Origin of the sequence: Bacillus sp. FSL L8-0199, from assembly GCF_038005705.1 — a bacterium.
Classification (GTDB): Bacteria; Bacillota; Bacilli; order Bacillales; family Bacillaceae_G; genus Bacillus_A; species Bacillus_A cereus.
In genome coordinates, this window is sequence record NZ_JBBOTS010000001.1 from 5,359,305 (window position 1) to 5,376,279 (window position 16,975).

The window sequence follows — 16,975 nt, forward strand, 5'->3', positions numbered from 1 at the left end:
TTTATGTCTTCTGGTCATCTTATCTTTAAGATACAGAGCTGACCTTATTTCTACCATTTCGTTTCGAGTAGTATAACGCATCATCCGCCGCTTGAATAAATTGCTCCGGTGATTCTTCATATTCTGAAACCCCCACCGAAACTGTAATTTTTATTTTCGTTCCATCTAACAATTGAAATGAGTGACTTTCAACAGCTGTACGAATTTGCTCGCCCATACGAATTCCGTAAGCTAATCCCTTATTCGGTATCAAAAGCGCAAACTCCTCTCCACCCTTTCGAAAAGCCAAATCTGGAAATTGTGAAGTTTCTCGTAAAATACATCCTACTTGTTTTAGCACTTCGTCCCCTGCAGGATGCCCGTACGTATCATTTACATACTTAAAGTGGTCAATATCTATAAGTAGTAAACAAAACGAATCATTTTTCATGTTCTTATTACTAATATGACGATTCATCTCTAAATCAAACTGTCTTACGTTTCCTAAACCTGTCAATGCATCTATCGTTGCGTATTGTTTCATCTTTTGAAATAACTCATTGGATTGTAAAACATAATTTGCACTTATGAATGTTATGTAACCTGTAATAATACTAGAAATTAAATATAATCCCACTATGTGGATCTCTTTAATTAACCATATATATAACGCTGGGATTAGAATAGATAAAATATATGTGTGTAACCATACCCACTTTCCCCCTAAAGAAAGCTTCATGCGCGAAATAAAGATACTCCCTATTCCTATCGCAATGATTGTATAAAAAGCCACTTGAGAAGCTAATGAATAATCCATAAACAACAGCCTAGTTACTAAAATCATACCAATTGTTATGGTACTCGCTATCGGTCCTCCAATAATAACAGCTAGAATAACAGCTAAATAGCGTAAATCCAATAGAATGGTACCAACACGAACACTGAAATACATTAATACTATACCTAGTATCCCAGTAAAAATGCCTACTACACATTTCTGCCCAAAAGAGAATCCTTCTTTTAACGGCTTATCCCTTAAAAGCTGGCCTCCAATAAAAATAAAGGAAAGAATAATTGTTGTATTTACAAATAAGTCCCTTAACATAAAATAATCTCCCTACTTTTCCATCTATCCCCTTCCTCACTTTATTGTATACGAAATACCTTTAATTCCCAAAGGTTTTGTTTATTTTTGCTGTTCCACGTGAAACAGCAAAAAAATAAAAAGGGCGAAAACTCGCCCTTTTTCATTAACAACAGCGTGATATTTTTCCACCCTTTGCATTAAATCTTGCTTCTTGTGCCTCAGCAAAAAATTGCTTTTGACATACAACCTCTTCTTCAGGATGATGCTTTTTCATATGCTCCACATATACTTCATAACTTGGTACCCCAACGAGCAAACTAATAAAGCGTTTTCTTTCACCCCATACTTGCCACAACTTTTTAAGCATAGTTCCTCGACTCACTTTCATCTCTCGGAATATATGGTGCCTCTTTTAACGGCATTGGCTTATTTCTTAATACTTGGATCCAAATTCGAAGTGCTGAAATTAACACAGCGATTACAACTATCATAAAAATTCCGCAAAGCGCTGCATCGATATAATCATTGAAAATAATTTGCTTCATTTGAGCAACATTTTTTGCTGGCGCTAACACTTTTCCCTCATCTAATGCTCCCTGAAATACCTTTGCATGCGATAGAAATCCAATTTTAGGATTTTCATGAAATAGCTTTTGATATCCCGCCGTCATCGTTACAATCAGCAACCCGACAGTTGGAATAAGTGTTACCCAAACGTACGCCTTTTTTCCCATTTTGAACAAAATTGTCGTTCCAAGTAATAATGCAATACCTGCTAGCATTTGATTTGCAATACCGAAAAGTGGCCATAATGTATTAATTCCACCGAGCGGATCTATTACCCCTTGGTATAAGAAATATCCCCACCCTAATACACATAATGTTGTAGCGATTACATTTGCTAATGTAGAATCCGTTTTCCCAAATGGCTTATATACATGCCCTAAAATATCTTGAATCATAAATCGGCCGACACGCGTTCCGGCATCAATTGTTGTTAAAATGAATAGAGCTTCAAAGAGAATCGCAAAATGATACCAAAATGCCATCATGGCCGTTCCACCTATTACTTGTGAGAAAATATATGCCATACCTATCGCTAATGTTGGCGCACCACCTGTACGTGATAAAATTGTTTGCTCTCCAACATTTACAGCGAGATCTTTTAGTTCATTTGGTGTAATAGCAAATCCCCATGAGGAAATAACTTGAGCTGCCTGCGAAACATCTGTACCGATAAGTGCTGCGGGACTATTAATTGCAAAATACGTTCCCGGTGTTAATACACAAGCCGCAATCATCGCCATCGCTGCTACAAACGACTCCATTAACATTGCTCCATAACCGATTGGCTGTGCGTGTCCCTCTTGCTCGATCATCTTCGGCGTCGTACCTGATGAAACGAGAGCATGGAATCCAGACACTGCACCACAAGCAATAGTAATAAATAAGAACGGGAATAAGTTTCCAGAAAACACAGGACCAGTTCCATCAATAAATTTCGAAACTGCTGGCATTTGTAAATCTGGTGCTACAATTAAGATACCGATTGCTAACCCTACAATTGTTCCGACTTTTAAAAATGTACTTAAATAATCACGTGGTGCTAAAAGCATCCAAACTGGTAATGCCGATGCGATAAATCCATATACAATAAGCATAATAGCAATTGTTTCACCACTAAATGTGAACATACTTGCAAGTGTTGGATTTTCTGCTACATACTGTCCTCCAACAAGAGATAAAATAAGTAGGATAATACCAATTACTGATCCTTCTCCAACACGACCAGGCCTAATATAGCGCATATAAACTCCCATTAAAATAGCGATAGGAATCGTTGCTGCTATCGTAAACATTCCCCAAGGACTTCCGATTAGTGCCTTTACTACGACTAACGCTAATACTGCTAATAAAATAATCATAATTCCTAAAATACCTATCATTGCAATTAGTCCTGTAACAGGTCCAATCTCATCCTTAATCATTTCTCCTAACGATTTACCATTACGTCTCATCGAAGCAAATAAAATGACAAAATCTTGGACAGCCCCCGCAACAACTACCCCAACAATAATCCAAATGGTTCCTGGTAAATATCCCATTTGTGCTGCTAAAATCGGTCCTACTAAAGGTCCCGCCCCAGCAATCGCTGCAAAGTGATGTCCAAACAATACCCACTTATTTGTTGAAACATAGTCTTTCCCATCGTTTAATGTATGGGCTGGTGTTTGCCGATTATCATCTAAATTAAAAACCTTTCTCGCTATAAATCTACTATAAAAGCGATAAGCAACTGCATATACACATACGGCAGCTACTAAGAGCCATACAGCATTAATGGTTTCACCTTGTGATAAAGCTACTACCCCAAAAGCACCTGCTCCTACTGCTGTAATAATGCCCCAAAGTAAGATCGATTTCAATGTCTTCACATACAATTCCCCCAATACTATTTCTTAGTGGAGATTGTACTAAATTTTCTGAATATTTAACTTGAATCCTCCCTATCATGAAGGATTTTCAGTTTATCATGTTAAAATACTCTCATTACCTACTATAATTCAATGTTATTTCGAAGGCGTTTTACATAATTACGACTGACTGGAATCGGTTGCTCATCATACCTATCTAAATACAAATTATACGTGCCATTATAATAAGGTTTCAGTTCTTTTACATATGACATATTAATTAAATAGCTTTTATGTACACGTAAAAAATCATATGCATTTAGCTTATTTTCTAATTCCTGAAGTGTATATGTTGAAATATACTGATTATTCGTTGTGTAAATTGAAACAGTTTTATTTTCTTTATTTTTACTTACATATACGATATCTTCTGGAAGAATATATCGTATACCCTCTTGACTTTCTATCGGTAGTTTTCGCAAATAACTCTTTGCTTTCTCACCTTGTTCTTTACCTATTTTATATAAAAGAAATTGTAAATCTTCTTCACGAAATGGTCGCAATAAATAATAAAATGCTTGGAAACGAAAAGCTGTAATAGATTCTTCTATGTTTTCACCTACAAAAATAAATTTTGTATAGCAATTTATTTCTCGTAATAAACTTGCATATTCAAAACCAGTACCATCTAGTAATTTGGAACTTAAAAAAACAAAGTCTGGTATATGTTTTTTCATCATAAATAAAGATTCTGTTCCTGTCTTTGCTTCAAAACATTCTACATTTCTCATATTTTCAGTGAAATTTTCAGCTAACTCTCTTCTCTCTTCTGCCTCTTCCATGATCAGTAAAATTTTCATTTCTTCAACCACCTAATTCTTTGTCCATATGTCCTGTTGTATACATTCGCTTTTATAAGAAATAATCCCTTTTTCTTACTATACCATTATTTATCTAAAAAAACAGAAAAAAGGAAACCACTTCGGTTTCCTCTCCCCTTTTATCCCGCACTAACTGCCTATAAAGATCCGAGTAGTGTAGGATAATAAACGGTCAGGGATACGTTTAAATTTTCACTTTATACTAATTCTCGTTGCTTCGTTTCCTGTCCAAGTATTATTACAGCGAATACACCAATTAAAATTGATCCACAAAAAATCGTAAATATTAATGATAGTGAAGCTTCTGAGGCAACTAAATATCCCACTAATAGTGGCCCAAGAATACCACCAATACGACCAAATGCCGCTGCCATTCCTGCACCTGTACCACGAATAACCGTTGGATACTGCTCAGGTGTATAGGCGTATAATGCTCCCCAAGCACCTAAGTTAAAGAAGGATAGTAACATACCTGCCACGATTAATACTGTTAATGAATCCGCAACCCCAAACAAATAAGCACTGCAAGCTGTCCCGATTAAATACGTAACCAAAACAAATTTACGACCGAGACGTTCAATAAACCAAGCAGCTGTGAAATATCCTGGAAGTTGAGCTAATGTCATAATAAGTACGTATTGGAAACTTTTTATTAAACTAAATCCTTTTAGCACCATTACACTCGGTAACCAAAGGAACATTCCATAATAGGAAAAAACAACACAAAACCATAGAATCCATAGCATAATTGTTGCTTTACGATATTCCCCAGACCAAACTGATTTTATATTTTCAATAACAGATGGCCTTTTTTCAACTTTTTGGAACCTTGGGGAATCCGGTAAATTCCATCTTAAATATAAAGCATATAATGCTGGAACTGCACTCAATACCATCGCAACTTCCCAACCATATTTAGGAATAACAAAATACGAGATAAGAGCTGCAATTAGCCATCCACCTGCCCAAAAACTTTCTAATAACACAACAATTTTCCCACGTTCATGCGCTTCAACACTCTCTGATACTAGTGTAGAGGCAACCGGAAGCTCTCCGCCAAGCCCCATACCAATTAAAAAGCGTAAAACGAGAAACATCGCAAGTGTTGTTGTTAATGCAGTTAAACCACTACCGATAGAAAATAATAATAATGTAATAATAAAGACTGATTTTCGCCCTATTTTATCTGATAGTATCCCAAAAATAAGCGCTCCTACTGCCATACCGATTGAGTTAATACTGCCTATCCAGCCCATTTCTTGCGTACTTAATCCCCAATCCTTTTGCAAGGCTACCATTACAAATGAAAGCATTCCAACATCCATTGCATCAAATAGCCATCCAAGCCCAGCTATACCTAGTAGTTTGCGCTTCGAAATTTCTTTAACCTTGCCCACTAGAAGTCCTCCTCACACAGGTGTCTTTACACATCATTTTACATGTGTGAATTGTATAAGTAAAATACTTTTGTGTAAAAAATTCTCCTTCATCATTCCCAAAAAGTAAAACGTCTATCCCGATTGGTGAGAGCTAATAATCTGTGGGGATGCCTCACTGATTAAAGTTTCAATTTATTAAAAATGAACAAATAAAAAAAGCAGCGATATTTCGCTACTTTTTCGAACGCATTACTTCTTTTAAAAATTCCGCTAATACTAACTGACGACGCCAGCGTGTTGGATTACTGCATAATCTATAAAACCACTCTAAATGAATCGCTTGAATCCATTTTGGTGCACGTTTTACCTCTCCAGCCCATACGTCTAAACTTCCACCTACTCCAACAGCCATTTTCGTTTCTAAACGATGCTTATTGTTTTGGATAAAGTTCTCTTGTCTCGGGAAACCAAGTGCAACAAGTAATAAATCTGGTTTTGCTTCTTGAATGCGAGAAATAATATTCTCTTCGTCTTCTTGTTTAAAATAACCATCTTGTATACCGGCGATGGATACAGCTGAATATGTCTTTGTTAAATGATCTGCTGCAGCTTGTACAACATGCGGCTTTGCACCTAATAAGAAAACAGATACCGGCTTACTATCTTCTGATAACTTCGCAAGTAAATTACACATTAAATCAAAACCTGCTACACGTTCTTTTAAAGGTGTACCAAGCATCCCGCTTGCCTTTACAACCCCAATACCATCAGGTGTAATTAAATCTGTATTCAATAATGTTTGATAGAACTTTTCATCCTTTTTTGCGCACATAACAATTTCAGGGTTTGCTGTTACTACCTGAAACGTATGAGTTCGCTCCGCTTCTAGTTGTTCTTTTAAATATTGGACCGTTTCATCCATTGTCATTGTAGAAAAAGGAACGCCTAGAATATCAACTGTTTGTACTGCCATAGTTAACTATCCTCTCTATCATTACAAGTTTTTCGCTATTAATTGCTTATATGTTTCCTTTGTATCTTCATATAGTTTCTGAAGTGAGAAGTTCATAGTAGCATGCTCATAAATATGTTTACCCATTGCTGCTAACTCTCCAGTTTTCCACTTATCATACGCTTCTTCTAAAGCTAATGCTAATGCCTTTCCATCACCTGTCGGCACAATCCATCCGTAAGTTTCATCTACGATTAATGGTTCAATTTCTCCAGCCCTAGTCACAATTGATGGTACGCGCTGATTTGCCGCTTCTAATAAAACTAGTGGGAACCCTTCACTATGGGAAGTTAATAAATTTACATGTGACGATGCAAATAATTGTTTTACATCTTGACGATGTCCTAAAAACTCTACTTTATCGTTAATCCCTTTTTCAGTAGCTAATGACTTTAGATTTTCTTCTAATGGGCCATCGCCAACTAATAATACTTTAATTTTCTCTAATTTTGTTTGTTGTAACGCATCGAATAAAACTTCATGTCCTTTGACAGGATGTAATCGTGCTACTTGGATTGCCGTAAATACATCTTCATCAATATTGAACATTTCTTTTTTATTATAGCCTTCTGCTTTTTCCTTATCGTATTCAATTCCATTATAAATAACATGCATCTTTTCATTTGAAATACCTAATGCTGCCAGGCTTTTTTTCAATCTATTTGTTACAACGAAAAATAAGTCTATATTTTTTAAGGCTTTCAAATTTAATTTCGTAAAAATCCAACCTTTTAAGCCCTGTTTAGTAAAGTCTTGAAATGGATCACTATGAATAGTCGTTACCCATTTTGCCTTTATTCTCTTTTTCATTAAAGAAACATAGAAATTAGCCCTAGGGCCATGTGTATGAACTACATCAAATTTTTCTTTATTAATAAATTCACTTATATTCTTTAAAATGGATAAATCATAGCGCGATTTTTGTGAAAACACATGGACTTTTATCCCTAACTCCCTTGCTTCCTTCGCAACAATTCCATCTTCAAATACTGCTAATTCTACTTCACCAGTTGGAAACTGATCGAGAAGTGAAATAATATGTGTTTTCCCTCCCCCATCTTCTGCTCCTGCATTCATATGCAATATTTTCATATTTTTTCCTCCTTTAAATCCTCGCTACGTTTCCATCTATTTTTATTTTACTGTACTAAAAAATAAAAGCTAACAAAAGTTAGCTTTTATTTTTATCATTCAATTTCTAGGTCTACTATTAGATAAGCTAACACCACTACAAAGTAAATCCCAACTCCTGGTGCTGTTAAAATATGTCCTGCAATATAAGCAATACCTAACGCTAACAATAAGCTTGCTGAAATCATTCCATATTTTATATTAAATATGTCCTTAAATCTCGTAGCAAATGCTAGTAGAATTCTTAGCCCGTAATAAATAAATGGAATCATTAGTAATACAAAGCCAATAATCCCGAAATCATAAAACCAATCATGGAAGTCCATTTCAATTAGTTTTGGATCTGGCTGCTTTTGTTCATTGTATTTAAAGTTACCTGCATAACCCATTCCTAATAACTTTTGTGACATTGGCGCTTCTTTAAAGAACTGCTTATGTCTTTCTTCATATACTTGACGTCCACTGAAAATAAGATTTTCTTGATTTTCTTTCTTTTGCTCTTTCTCAAGCTCTTTCTTAACTTCCTCTTCTATCTTCGCCTTTTCTTCTGGCTTTTCAACTTTATGATGATTTTCTTCTTTTGCTTTAAGTTCTTGCTCTTTTTTCAGCTTCTCTTTAATTTCTTTTTCTTTTTGACCTTGCTGCGCCACATTTTGCTCTGATAAATAATTATTGTGAATACCCATATTTTGTGCTAATGGCGTTTGTTTAAACGTTCCGACTACACCAGCTAATAGGACAATAGCAATTACTGCATTAAGTGCAAGGGATTTTTTGTTCGGATTTTTTCTATCAAATAATAATTGTAGTAAAATAATCCCGATTGCTGCCGCTAGCGTAGCACCAATTGAGCCCATTCCTACTTTTGTACCAACTTGAATTAGCGAATAAATCATTAAAAGTGATGGAATCCAATATAAAATGTGTTTCCAGCTCTTTGTTTTTTGAATAGAATATAGTACTACAATAGGGAAAATAATAGCTAAGATTGAACCTAGTTCATTCCCTGCATAGAACCAACCTCGAGAACCAACCTTCATCCATTCATAACTACCAAAGTCAGTAGATGTTGAAATAGAAATAACCATAATTGCGTTAATGATTAATGTAGAATATACAATACTATTTCGAACCTTATCACTAATATTAACTGTCTTTTTCAATGATTTTAAAGCTAAAATGTATGATCCCAGCATGATATATATATATAATGCTTTCGCAACGAATTTAACCTCTTCACTAAGTACAATAGGATCCTTAACTAGTTTGTTATTAATAAATCCTATCCCTAAAACTCCGGCTAACAATATAAGATAAATTAAAAACTTTCTATTTTCCTTCTCTTTTGCCTGAATTAAAATGTAAATGCCACCAACAGCCATAATAAGGAATCTTACTAAAATTCCAACGGTAGCATTTGACTTTAATAAAGTGATGCTAAGAGACGTTAATAAATCTAAAACAGGCTGTAAAATAATAAAAAAGAGCAAAAAATGCTCAAATCTAACCCTAGCTTGATTTGCTAACATTCCAAGACCTCCATACAAAATCTTAACATTATCTTTTAATCATAATTTTTTATCATTCAAACACACCTAGCAATTATAACATAACTCATATTCAAATCGAGAACTATTTTTCCAGCTAAAACTAGCCAGGACAAGTATTAATCAGTAATAGAAATTATCGTCCTTTAGCTATACTCCCCTATTTTTATAAAATCTATCTAACAACCATCCCCTTATTTTTGTCAGTATATAAATATTTTTTTATCATTTTATACAAATATAAATAACCTATCTATAATTGTAATGTTTTACCAAATAAACAACATCAAAAAATGTAAAATTAATCTTTTCATATCCTTTTCAAATTACTTTATGGCTATTTTCCAAACATTTTCAAACGCTTTCTTTATGAATTTTATCCGTTTTTCTACATGTAGCGAAAAGTAATTGTTATTTCCAATACTTTAGTGTATATTTTTTCTCTGGAACATCTTTAAGAGGAAGGGATTAAGGCCATGTTATTAATCGATATATTTACGTTTCTTGGCATTATCGCCGCTGCCATTTCTGGTACATTAGTTGGTTTAAAAAAAGATTTAGATTTATTTGGTGTCCTTTGTTTAGCTGTAGCTACTGCGCTCGGCGGCGGTATTATTCGTGATATCATGATTGGTAACCTGCCCCCTGTCGCATTTGTAAAACCCATTTACTTTTTCGTAAGTGTATTATCAGCATTATTTACTTGTATGTTTTTTGAGCGCATCAATAAACTTCAAGTCGTTATTATGCTTTCTGATGCTGTTGGCTTAGGCGTTTTTACAGCTATTGGTGCAAATGCGGCAATGTCACATCATGTTGACGCCTCATTTCTTGTTGTTTCAATGGGAGTCATTACAGGTATTGGAGGCGGTATTTTGCGTGACATTTGTGCTCAAGATATCCCTTACGTATTCCGAAAAGAAATTTACGCAATCGCTTCTATCTTAGGAGCAATTAGCTTCCTAATCACACATGCTATGGGGGCGCACGTATTAGCTTTCTATGTTTGTTTATTAGTAACATTCGTTATTCGTGTCGTCACTGTAATATATAATGTGCATTTCCCTGTTTTCTTTAAAACACATGCTAAAATTAATAAAGGCCATTAAGAGAATTCTAGATAGAATTCTCTTAATTTATATACTATTCAACGAACTAATATAGAGTAATTATATATAAGCATATATAATTACTCTATATTAGTTTTAAAATTGAAAACGTTTTATATACAGGGGGAAGAATGATGCTTGGGGTTTTCAAAAAAAATATTAATAAAACAAATGCCAGTATAATCGAATTAAGTAAGGACCAACAAATAACTTTTAATGTACCTACTAATTCTGAATTAAAAATTCAAATGGATATGCTACATATTTCAAAAGAAGATTTACAAGTTGTAAAAGTACTACAGCCTTTTATTTATGCAGAAATTGATTGGATTACTGAAAAATTCTATGCCAACATTACAAAACAACCTAATTTAATTACTATTATTGAGCGTTACAGCTCTATTCCAAAACTAAAACAAACTTTAAAAACACATATTAAAGAATTATTCAGCGGCAATATGCATGAAGATTTTATTGAACAGCGTGTTAGGATTGCCAAAAGGCATGTACAAATTGGTTTACATCGAAAATGGTATACTGCTGCTTATCAAGAATTATTCCGCTCTATCATGAAGATTTTGCAAACAAAAATAACGACAATCGATGATTTTTCATATTCTATAAATGTTATAAATAAATTATTCACTCTTGAACAAGAACTTGTTCTTGCAGCTTATGAATCTGAATATGAAAGAATGCAAAAAGAGCTTGAGAAAGAAAAAGAATTAACTGCTATGACAATTACGCATATCGCAACAGAACTAGCTGCTGTATCTGAAAAAACAAGCTCTTCTATTCAAAAACTAACCGCCAAATCTGAAACTATTGTAGAGATTGCTAAAACAGGTACATCATTAGCTACAACATCTGAAGAAAAAGCGAATAAAGGGAAAGAACAATTAAACCAGCAAAACAAACGAATGGGATCTATTCAAATGAATATGGAGACGATTATTACAGATACTCATGAACTTCTCAATATTTCTAACAAAATTAATGAAATCATAGATATTGTTAAATCGATTGCGGAGCAAACCAATTTACTCGCACTAAATGCAGCTATCGAGTCTGCACGTGCTGGAGAATTTGGGAAGGGGTTTTCTGTTGTTGCTGGTGAAATTCGAAAATTATCAGAGCAAACGAAAGAATCTATATTTAACGTTACAAAGCTCGTCGAAAAAACAAATGAACAAATTACCCGTGTCTCGTCTTCCGTGAAACAAATTAGCTCTCTCGTATCGGAAGGAACGGATAGTATGTCGGCAACAGATCGATACTTCCAAGAAATCGTAAAAGATATGTCTAACTCAAAAGAACAGAATAAGAAAATTGAACACGAACTACAAGCTATTTCACAAGTAATGAAAGGAATTCAAGATGATTCCTCACAAATGGCTCTAACAGCCGATAATTTGCAACTAGAACTAAATCGATAAGATAAAGTGAAACTTTAATCAACGGGGGTTTTGTTCATCCCCCGTTGATTATCAGCCCCCACCTAACTTCTTTGCTTTCCTTGATTTTGAGGTGGGGGTCTTGCTGTCTGAAAAATAGCGGGATAAAATTCAAGTCAGGCATATTTTTCATCTACACTGACTACTAAATTTCATCTTCCATCAAAAAAAGAATCCAGAATGGATTCTTTTTATTTTCTGAAAAATATTTTTTGACAATACACATAACTCATATAAACACCAAAGCTCTGCAAAATGAACAATGCCGGCATAATTACATTGTAATATACCATATCTACTTGAAAGAGCTTTAACAATACGTAGCCACTAATTAAAAATAAAAACAACATATATCCCTCATTTTGTTGTTTCTTAATAAGAAAGTGTAATAGAGCTATAGTCATAAACAATGTTACGGCTATATATATCAGTTTTTCACATTTGAAAAGAATAGAATTTATTCCTTCATCTGAAAACTGATTTATCATCGGCTCTAAAAGTTTAAATCTTTCTCCCTCAATTTCTTTTAACTTTTGATCAATATGCTCTGTTACACTTTGATTTTTCGATATTTTTTCCTCATGTTGCGTTTTTCCAATTAAAACAGATTGAACATACGTCTCATTTGAAATTGTATATTGTGACAATCCTATTGCCTTAATTCCATAATTCACACCAAAATGGGCACTATAAAATAGAATAAGTATCCCTATCATTTTTAGTAACACCTTTTGTTTCGTTGCTGATTGAAATACTTCGATTAATAATACATATACCGTAATAAAAATAGGAAGAAATAATCCCATTGGGAAAATCATATTACTAAATGCAAATAAAATCGCTGAAAACACCCACATATAAGCATGATCTAATCCTTTATATAAAAGTATGTAACAAGCAAAATAAAATAAAAATATTGCAAGTGACTCAGGAGTTAATAGGGAACTCATGAATATATTTGGAATATACAGAGCATAAAAGATAGAAGCAATACGACCGCATTCTTCTCCAAAAACCATTCCCGCAATACGATAAATAAATAATGCTGTTCCTGTGCAAAATAGCACATTAAATAGTTGTAAAGCGAATAATGAATCACCAAATATACGAATAATTACCGATTCATATATAATAAAAGGTAAATGAGTTACAGTCCCTATATTATTACCAATTGCAATCTGCTTTGCAGACTCATACATCACTTTCATATCACCAATTATTGTAGCATCTACAAATAACAGCATACTAAGCCTCACAACTATAGATATACTTATAAGAAAAATAAGAAATTGTTTATCTGTAAAACGATATTGTAGAATTGATGCCACTAACAAAATGAGTATGACAAAAATCGCCAATATGATTGTTACACTTGTTGTACTTCCTCCAAAAAATTGCTTACTTGTCTCAAATGCTGCCCAACAACTATAAACAAAAAATGCGAGCATCGCACCGATTGTAATTTTATTGAAGAAAGATGAAAAATTTGTTTGTATATGATTCATATGTCCATTGCACCTCTATTTCCATTCATAACAAAACGATTCTACCATGAATGGGTACACGGCTGATAGGGAATTTCTATGACAAATACATAGTCATTACTTTTTACTTGCAATGTAAGCGAATCCTCTTTTACACTACATTTTAGATAAAATAAATTTTCTTTCAGTTACATGAATACAAATACAGAAGTTTAAATAATCCTCTTTTGGAATACACTTTACTTCATTAAATATCTAATATGAGTAATCCGCTTACACATATTATTCTGATTGAAAACAGACTATAGGGGCTGAATATATGGAAAAGAAATTCATGCGAGAATCTAAAGCAATTAAGACAACACGTGTTTTTCCTAACGATTTAAATAATCACCAAACACTTTTTGGAGGGAAATTATTAGCAGAAATTGATAGTATTGCTTCAATTGCGGCTGCAAGACATAGTCGTAAACATTGCGTAACAGCATCTATTGATTCAGTTGATTTTTTAACTCCAATTCACCAAGCTGATTCTGTTTGTTATGAAGCATTTGTATGTTATACAGGGAAATCTTCAATGGAAGTTTTCGTAAAAGTAATCGCAGAAAACTTATTAGCAGGCGAGCGTAGAATTGCTGCTACTTGCTTCATTACATTTGTGGCAATAAAAGATGGAAAACCTTCATCCGTACCACAAGTACTTCCTGAAACTGAAGAAGAACATTGGTTACACACAACCGGTTTAGAACGCGCGGAAAACCGAAAAAAGGGACGTTTAAAAAGTAAAGAGATGGCTGAAGTTTTAACTTTAAGTAAGCCATGGAATATATAATACGATACTCTCACTTCATACATGCACAGGTTTATTTCATCCTTGCATGTATTTTTTATTGTAAAAAATTCCACCTCTTATCTTTTATTTACTGTTTGCCTCCTAAAATAATCCACCAGTTTTTCCTTTATTTTGCTATACTATTAATGGTATATTAGATAAGGTTCGTTTAAAAATAACTATAATATAATTAAGTATATAAGGGATGGTGCGATAATGTCTATTGAGGTACCAATTTCAATACCAAAAACGTTAATTATTATTCCTGCGTATAACGAGGAAGAAGCAATTGCAGATACATTAACAAGATTATTAAAACTAAAACAGCATTTTACAGAATTAAGCATTTGCGTTATTAATGATGGATCACATGATAAAACAGCTCAAATCGTAAATGATTTTCCTGTTCACCTTGTGAACTTACCATATAACCTAGGTATTGGCTCAGCTGTACAAACTGGTTATAAATACGCTTATGAGAATGGATATGATATTGCGATTCAGTTCGATGCTGATGGGCAACATAATCCTGATGATTTGTACAAAATTATAAAACCTATTGCTGAAGACCAATGCGATATGGTGCTAGGTTCACGTTTTACAGAGAAAACAGCCTATAAAGGTAGTATTTCTAGAAGAATTGGTATTTTTTATTTTACTGCTCTACTGAAAGTACTAACAAAACAAACCTTTATGGATCCAACTTCTGGATATCGTGCTATCAATCGAGAAGTAATTAAAATTTTTGCACATAATTATCCAAAAGATTATCCAGAACCAGAAGTCCTTATTCATTTAAAAAAGAAAAAATTACGCATTAATGAAATATCCGTAAATATGCAAGAGCGTCAAGGGGGACAATCTTCTATCACACCTCTTAAATCTGCATATTACATGATTAAAGTAAGCCTTGCTATATTGATGCAAAAAATTGTGAAAGGTTGATAATAAATGCCTATAATTACCTTTTCATTTATCTTCATTCTATTATTATTTTTATTAATTATTAATTCCATTCGTCGTGGAGCTTTAGAAACTAAATATGCTATTTTATGGATTTTTGTTTGTGTTGCAATGGCTATTTTAAGTTCTACTGAAAAAATTATAAATTGGATTGGCCAACTATTACACGTAGAATATCCTCCATCTGTTTTATTCTTATTTGGACTATTATTCTGTTTCATATTAATTTTTGACTTAACAAGAAAAATTTCTAAATTACATCATCAACTTGTAACGTTAACGCAAGATTATGCGTTATTAAAGCAAAAATTAAAAGTAACGCAACCTGAAACCGATAAAGAATAGTTTTCTATTTAAATATCAATATATACAAAAAAACATCTTAATTTTTTAAAAAAATTAAGATGTTTTTTATTGCAAACTATTTTTTTCTAATTAATAATTTACTAATTTTCATAACAGTTGCCACGATCCCAACTCCAATTATAATAAATAAGAATGGTATTAACGGTAATGCATATCGTTCATATGCAACATAAAAACATGTTAAAGCTGTTTGCAATAAAAGGATTGACCATAAAAATGTAGTCTCTCTCCACCTTTTTAAAAGGAAAATAAATGAAAGTACTGTACATATTAAAAACGTCGTCTTAATAAAATTATATATTTCATTCATATCCTTTGCAGAAACATTGAATACTTCAATATTATGCTCTATAGAATAATACGGTTTTTTCCAAAGAATTTCTGGCTTCAAAACTAAATAACTCTCTATCATAGATTCCTTATCAGTTTTCCACCATTCCTTCATTTTATCAATCGCTATTTTTTCTTCTAATTCCATAAATTCATGTGCTTCAAGATTAGGGTATTTTGCATGTAACTCTATTTCAAGTTCCCCCATATCCTTACCTTCTGGGTAACCTTTCCCTTGATACGTTCCAAGTAATAACGGATTCCCTGCCCCAGCAGTTAGTGGGATAAATTTATCAAATTGAATGTAATTGCGAGCCCACCATGGTCCAAGTACGATAAGTCCTATTCCTATGCTTATAATCGCTTGCTTCATCATAATACGGAATGGGTAGCGTTTCATTAAAAGATACCCAAATAGTAAGATTGGATATAAGGCAATTTGTACACGGAGGTACAGTGCTAAAAAGTAGAAAATTAATACAATCAGAAGATGTTTCGTTTTATGAGTATCAGCTAATTTTAAACTCCAATATACTAATCCTAATGAAAGGAATAGAAATGGTCCTTCTGTTAAAGTTAAATTTTCCATAACAATCTCTGGAGGATACACAGCTAATAAGAAAGCACCTATTAATCCTGCAGCAGAATTCAATAAATAAGTACCAATCTTATAAGTTAGCAAAATACTAAGTACCCCTAATAGGATAATAATTAATTTTGCTACAAAAAGACCTTCACTGCCATTTCCAAAAAAATAAAATACAACAGCTAATAAAGCTGGAAAACCCGGCATAATATGAATCGTTGGTTTATCTGGTTCATGATATGTTAACATCCCTGTTTCCAATAAAATATTTGCCGTTTTTTGATAACCTATATCATCGCTAGCTATAGATAGATCTGCACCATGTGTTTGTAAAGTTGCAAAACGAAGTGCAAAACCGACTATCATAATAATCCCTAAAAGGATTATATTAGATTTGCGAGTAAATCGCCCTAACATCTCA

General features: G+C 33.4%; 15 protein-coding genes and 1 pseudogene. 6 read left to right on the plus strand and 10 right to left on the minus strand.

All coding sequences use genetic code 11. From position 1 onward, the window contains the following. Nucleotides 1–25: 25 nt before the first annotated feature. The 8 genes from NST86_RS27740 to NST86_RS27775 all read right to left on the minus strand — a co-directional run bounded on the left by NST86_RS27740 (nucleotide 26) and on the right by NST86_RS27775 (nucleotide 9,412). Entirely contained in the window at nucleotides 26–1,084 is a 1,059-nt protein-coding gene (locus NST86_RS27740; protein ID WP_061664269.1) for a GGDEF domain-containing protein, read from the minus strand. 145 nt (nucleotides 1,085–1,229) lie between these two features. Further along, nucleotides 1,230–1,433 (minus strand): YbdD/YjiX family protein, encoded by a 204-nt coding sequence (locus NST86_RS27745; protein ID WP_000914504.1) that lies wholly within the window; start codon nucleotides 1,431–1,433, stop codon nucleotides 1,230–1,232. Next, complete coding sequence (gene cstA / locus NST86_RS27750) at nucleotides 1,426–3,501, minus strand: carbon starvation protein CstA (protein WP_340934777.1); 2,076 nt, start codon at nucleotides 3,499–3,501, stop codon at nucleotides 1,426–1,428. Before cstA ends, NST86_RS27745 begins: the two co-directional genes overlap by 8 nt. A gap of 122 nt (nucleotides 3,502–3,623) precedes the next feature. Next, the gene (locus tag NST86_RS27755) at nucleotides 3,624–4,340 is read right to left on the minus strand and encodes a LytR/AlgR family response regulator transcription factor (protein ID WP_000698256.1); all 717 of its coding nucleotides are present in this window, start codon (nucleotides 4,338–4,340) and stop codon (nucleotides 3,624–3,626) included. A 218-nt stretch (nucleotides 4,341–4,558) separates the two neighbouring features. Beyond that, nucleotides 4,559–5,758 (minus strand): MFS transporter, encoded by a 1,200-nt coding sequence (locus NST86_RS27760; RefSeq protein ID WP_000521077.1) that lies wholly within the window; start codon nucleotides 5,756–5,758, stop codon nucleotides 4,559–4,561. 214 nt (nucleotides 5,759–5,972) lie between these two features. Beyond that, nucleotides 5,973–6,713: a WecB/TagA/CpsF family glycosyltransferase gene (locus NST86_RS27765; RefSeq protein WP_000290748.1), complete on the minus strand. Its 741-nt coding sequence runs from the start codon at nucleotides 6,711–6,713 to the stop codon at nucleotides 5,973–5,975. A 21-nt stretch (nucleotides 6,714–6,734) separates the two neighbouring features. Further along, nucleotides 6,735–7,844 (minus strand): glycosyltransferase family 4 protein, encoded by a 1,110-nt coding sequence (locus NST86_RS27770; protein WP_000697464.1) that lies wholly within the window; start codon nucleotides 7,842–7,844, stop codon nucleotides 6,735–6,737. Nucleotides 7,845–7,939: 95 nt separating this feature from the next. Beyond that, nucleotides 7,940–9,412, minus strand: a complete 1,473-nt coding sequence (locus tag NST86_RS27775; protein ID WP_000880749.1) for an O-antigen ligase family protein — start codon at nucleotides 9,410–9,412, stop codon at nucleotides 7,940–7,942. A 494-nt stretch (nucleotides 9,413–9,906) separates the two neighbouring features. On the opposite strand from NST86_RS27775, the gene NST86_RS27780 reads away from it, so the two are divergent. From NST86_RS27780 to NST86_RS34930, 3 genes and pseudogenes are all read left to right on the plus strand, one after another. After that, entirely contained in the window at nucleotides 9,907–10,539 is a 633-nt protein-coding gene (locus NST86_RS27780; protein ID WP_000924371.1) for a trimeric intracellular cation channel family protein, read from the plus strand. Between the two features lie 134 nt (nucleotides 10,540–10,673). Further along, nucleotides 10,674–11,219 (plus strand): annotated as a pseudogene (locus NST86_RS34925) (protoglobin family protein); the annotation flags it as partial. Between the two features lie 54 nt (nucleotides 11,220–11,273). Continuing rightward, the gene (locus NST86_RS34930) at nucleotides 11,274–11,975 is read left to right on the plus strand and encodes a methyl-accepting chemotaxis protein (protein WP_370658441.1); all 702 of its coding nucleotides are present in this window, start codon (nucleotides 11,274–11,276) and stop codon (nucleotides 11,973–11,975) included. Between the two features lie 209 nt (nucleotides 11,976–12,184). Here the strand turns inward: NST86_RS34930 and NST86_RS27790 are convergent, their stop codons facing one another. Continuing rightward, the gene (locus tag NST86_RS27790; protein WP_227593356.1) at nucleotides 12,185–13,498 is read right to left on the minus strand and encodes an ArnT family glycosyltransferase; all 1,314 of its coding nucleotides are present in this window, start codon (nucleotides 13,496–13,498) and stop codon (nucleotides 12,185–12,187) included. Nucleotides 13,499–13,796: 298 nt separating this feature from the next. Between NST86_RS27790 and NST86_RS27795 the strand changes: the two genes are divergently transcribed. The 3 genes from NST86_RS27795 (at nucleotide 13,797) to NST86_RS27805 (ending at nucleotide 15,617) form a co-directional block, all read left to right on the plus strand. Further along, entirely contained in the window at nucleotides 13,797–14,309 is a 513-nt protein-coding gene (locus tag NST86_RS27795) for an acyl-CoA thioesterase (RefSeq protein ID WP_000412120.1), read from the plus strand. A 216-nt stretch (nucleotides 14,310–14,525) separates the two neighbouring features. After that, a complete protein-coding gene (locus NST86_RS27800; protein ID WP_000021476.1) occupies nucleotides 14,526–15,254 on the plus strand; it encodes a glycosyltransferase family 2 protein in 729 nt (242 codons plus the stop codon). Between the two features lie 6 nt (nucleotides 15,255–15,260). Next, nucleotides 15,261–15,617 carry a DUF2304 domain-containing protein gene (locus NST86_RS27805; protein ID WP_001121767.1) on the plus strand — a complete coding sequence of 119 codons (357 nt, stop codon included), beginning with the start codon at nucleotides 15,261–15,263 and terminating at the stop codon, nucleotides 15,615–15,617. Between the two features lie 76 nt (nucleotides 15,618–15,693). Here NST86_RS27805 and NST86_RS27810 read toward each other — a convergent pair whose 3' ends face one another. After that, nucleotides 15,694–16,971, minus strand: a complete 1,278-nt coding sequence (locus tag NST86_RS27810) for a glycosyltransferase family 39 protein (protein WP_000901469.1) — start codon at nucleotides 16,969–16,971, stop codon at nucleotides 15,694–15,696. Nucleotides 16,972–16,975 lie beyond the last annotated feature (4 nt).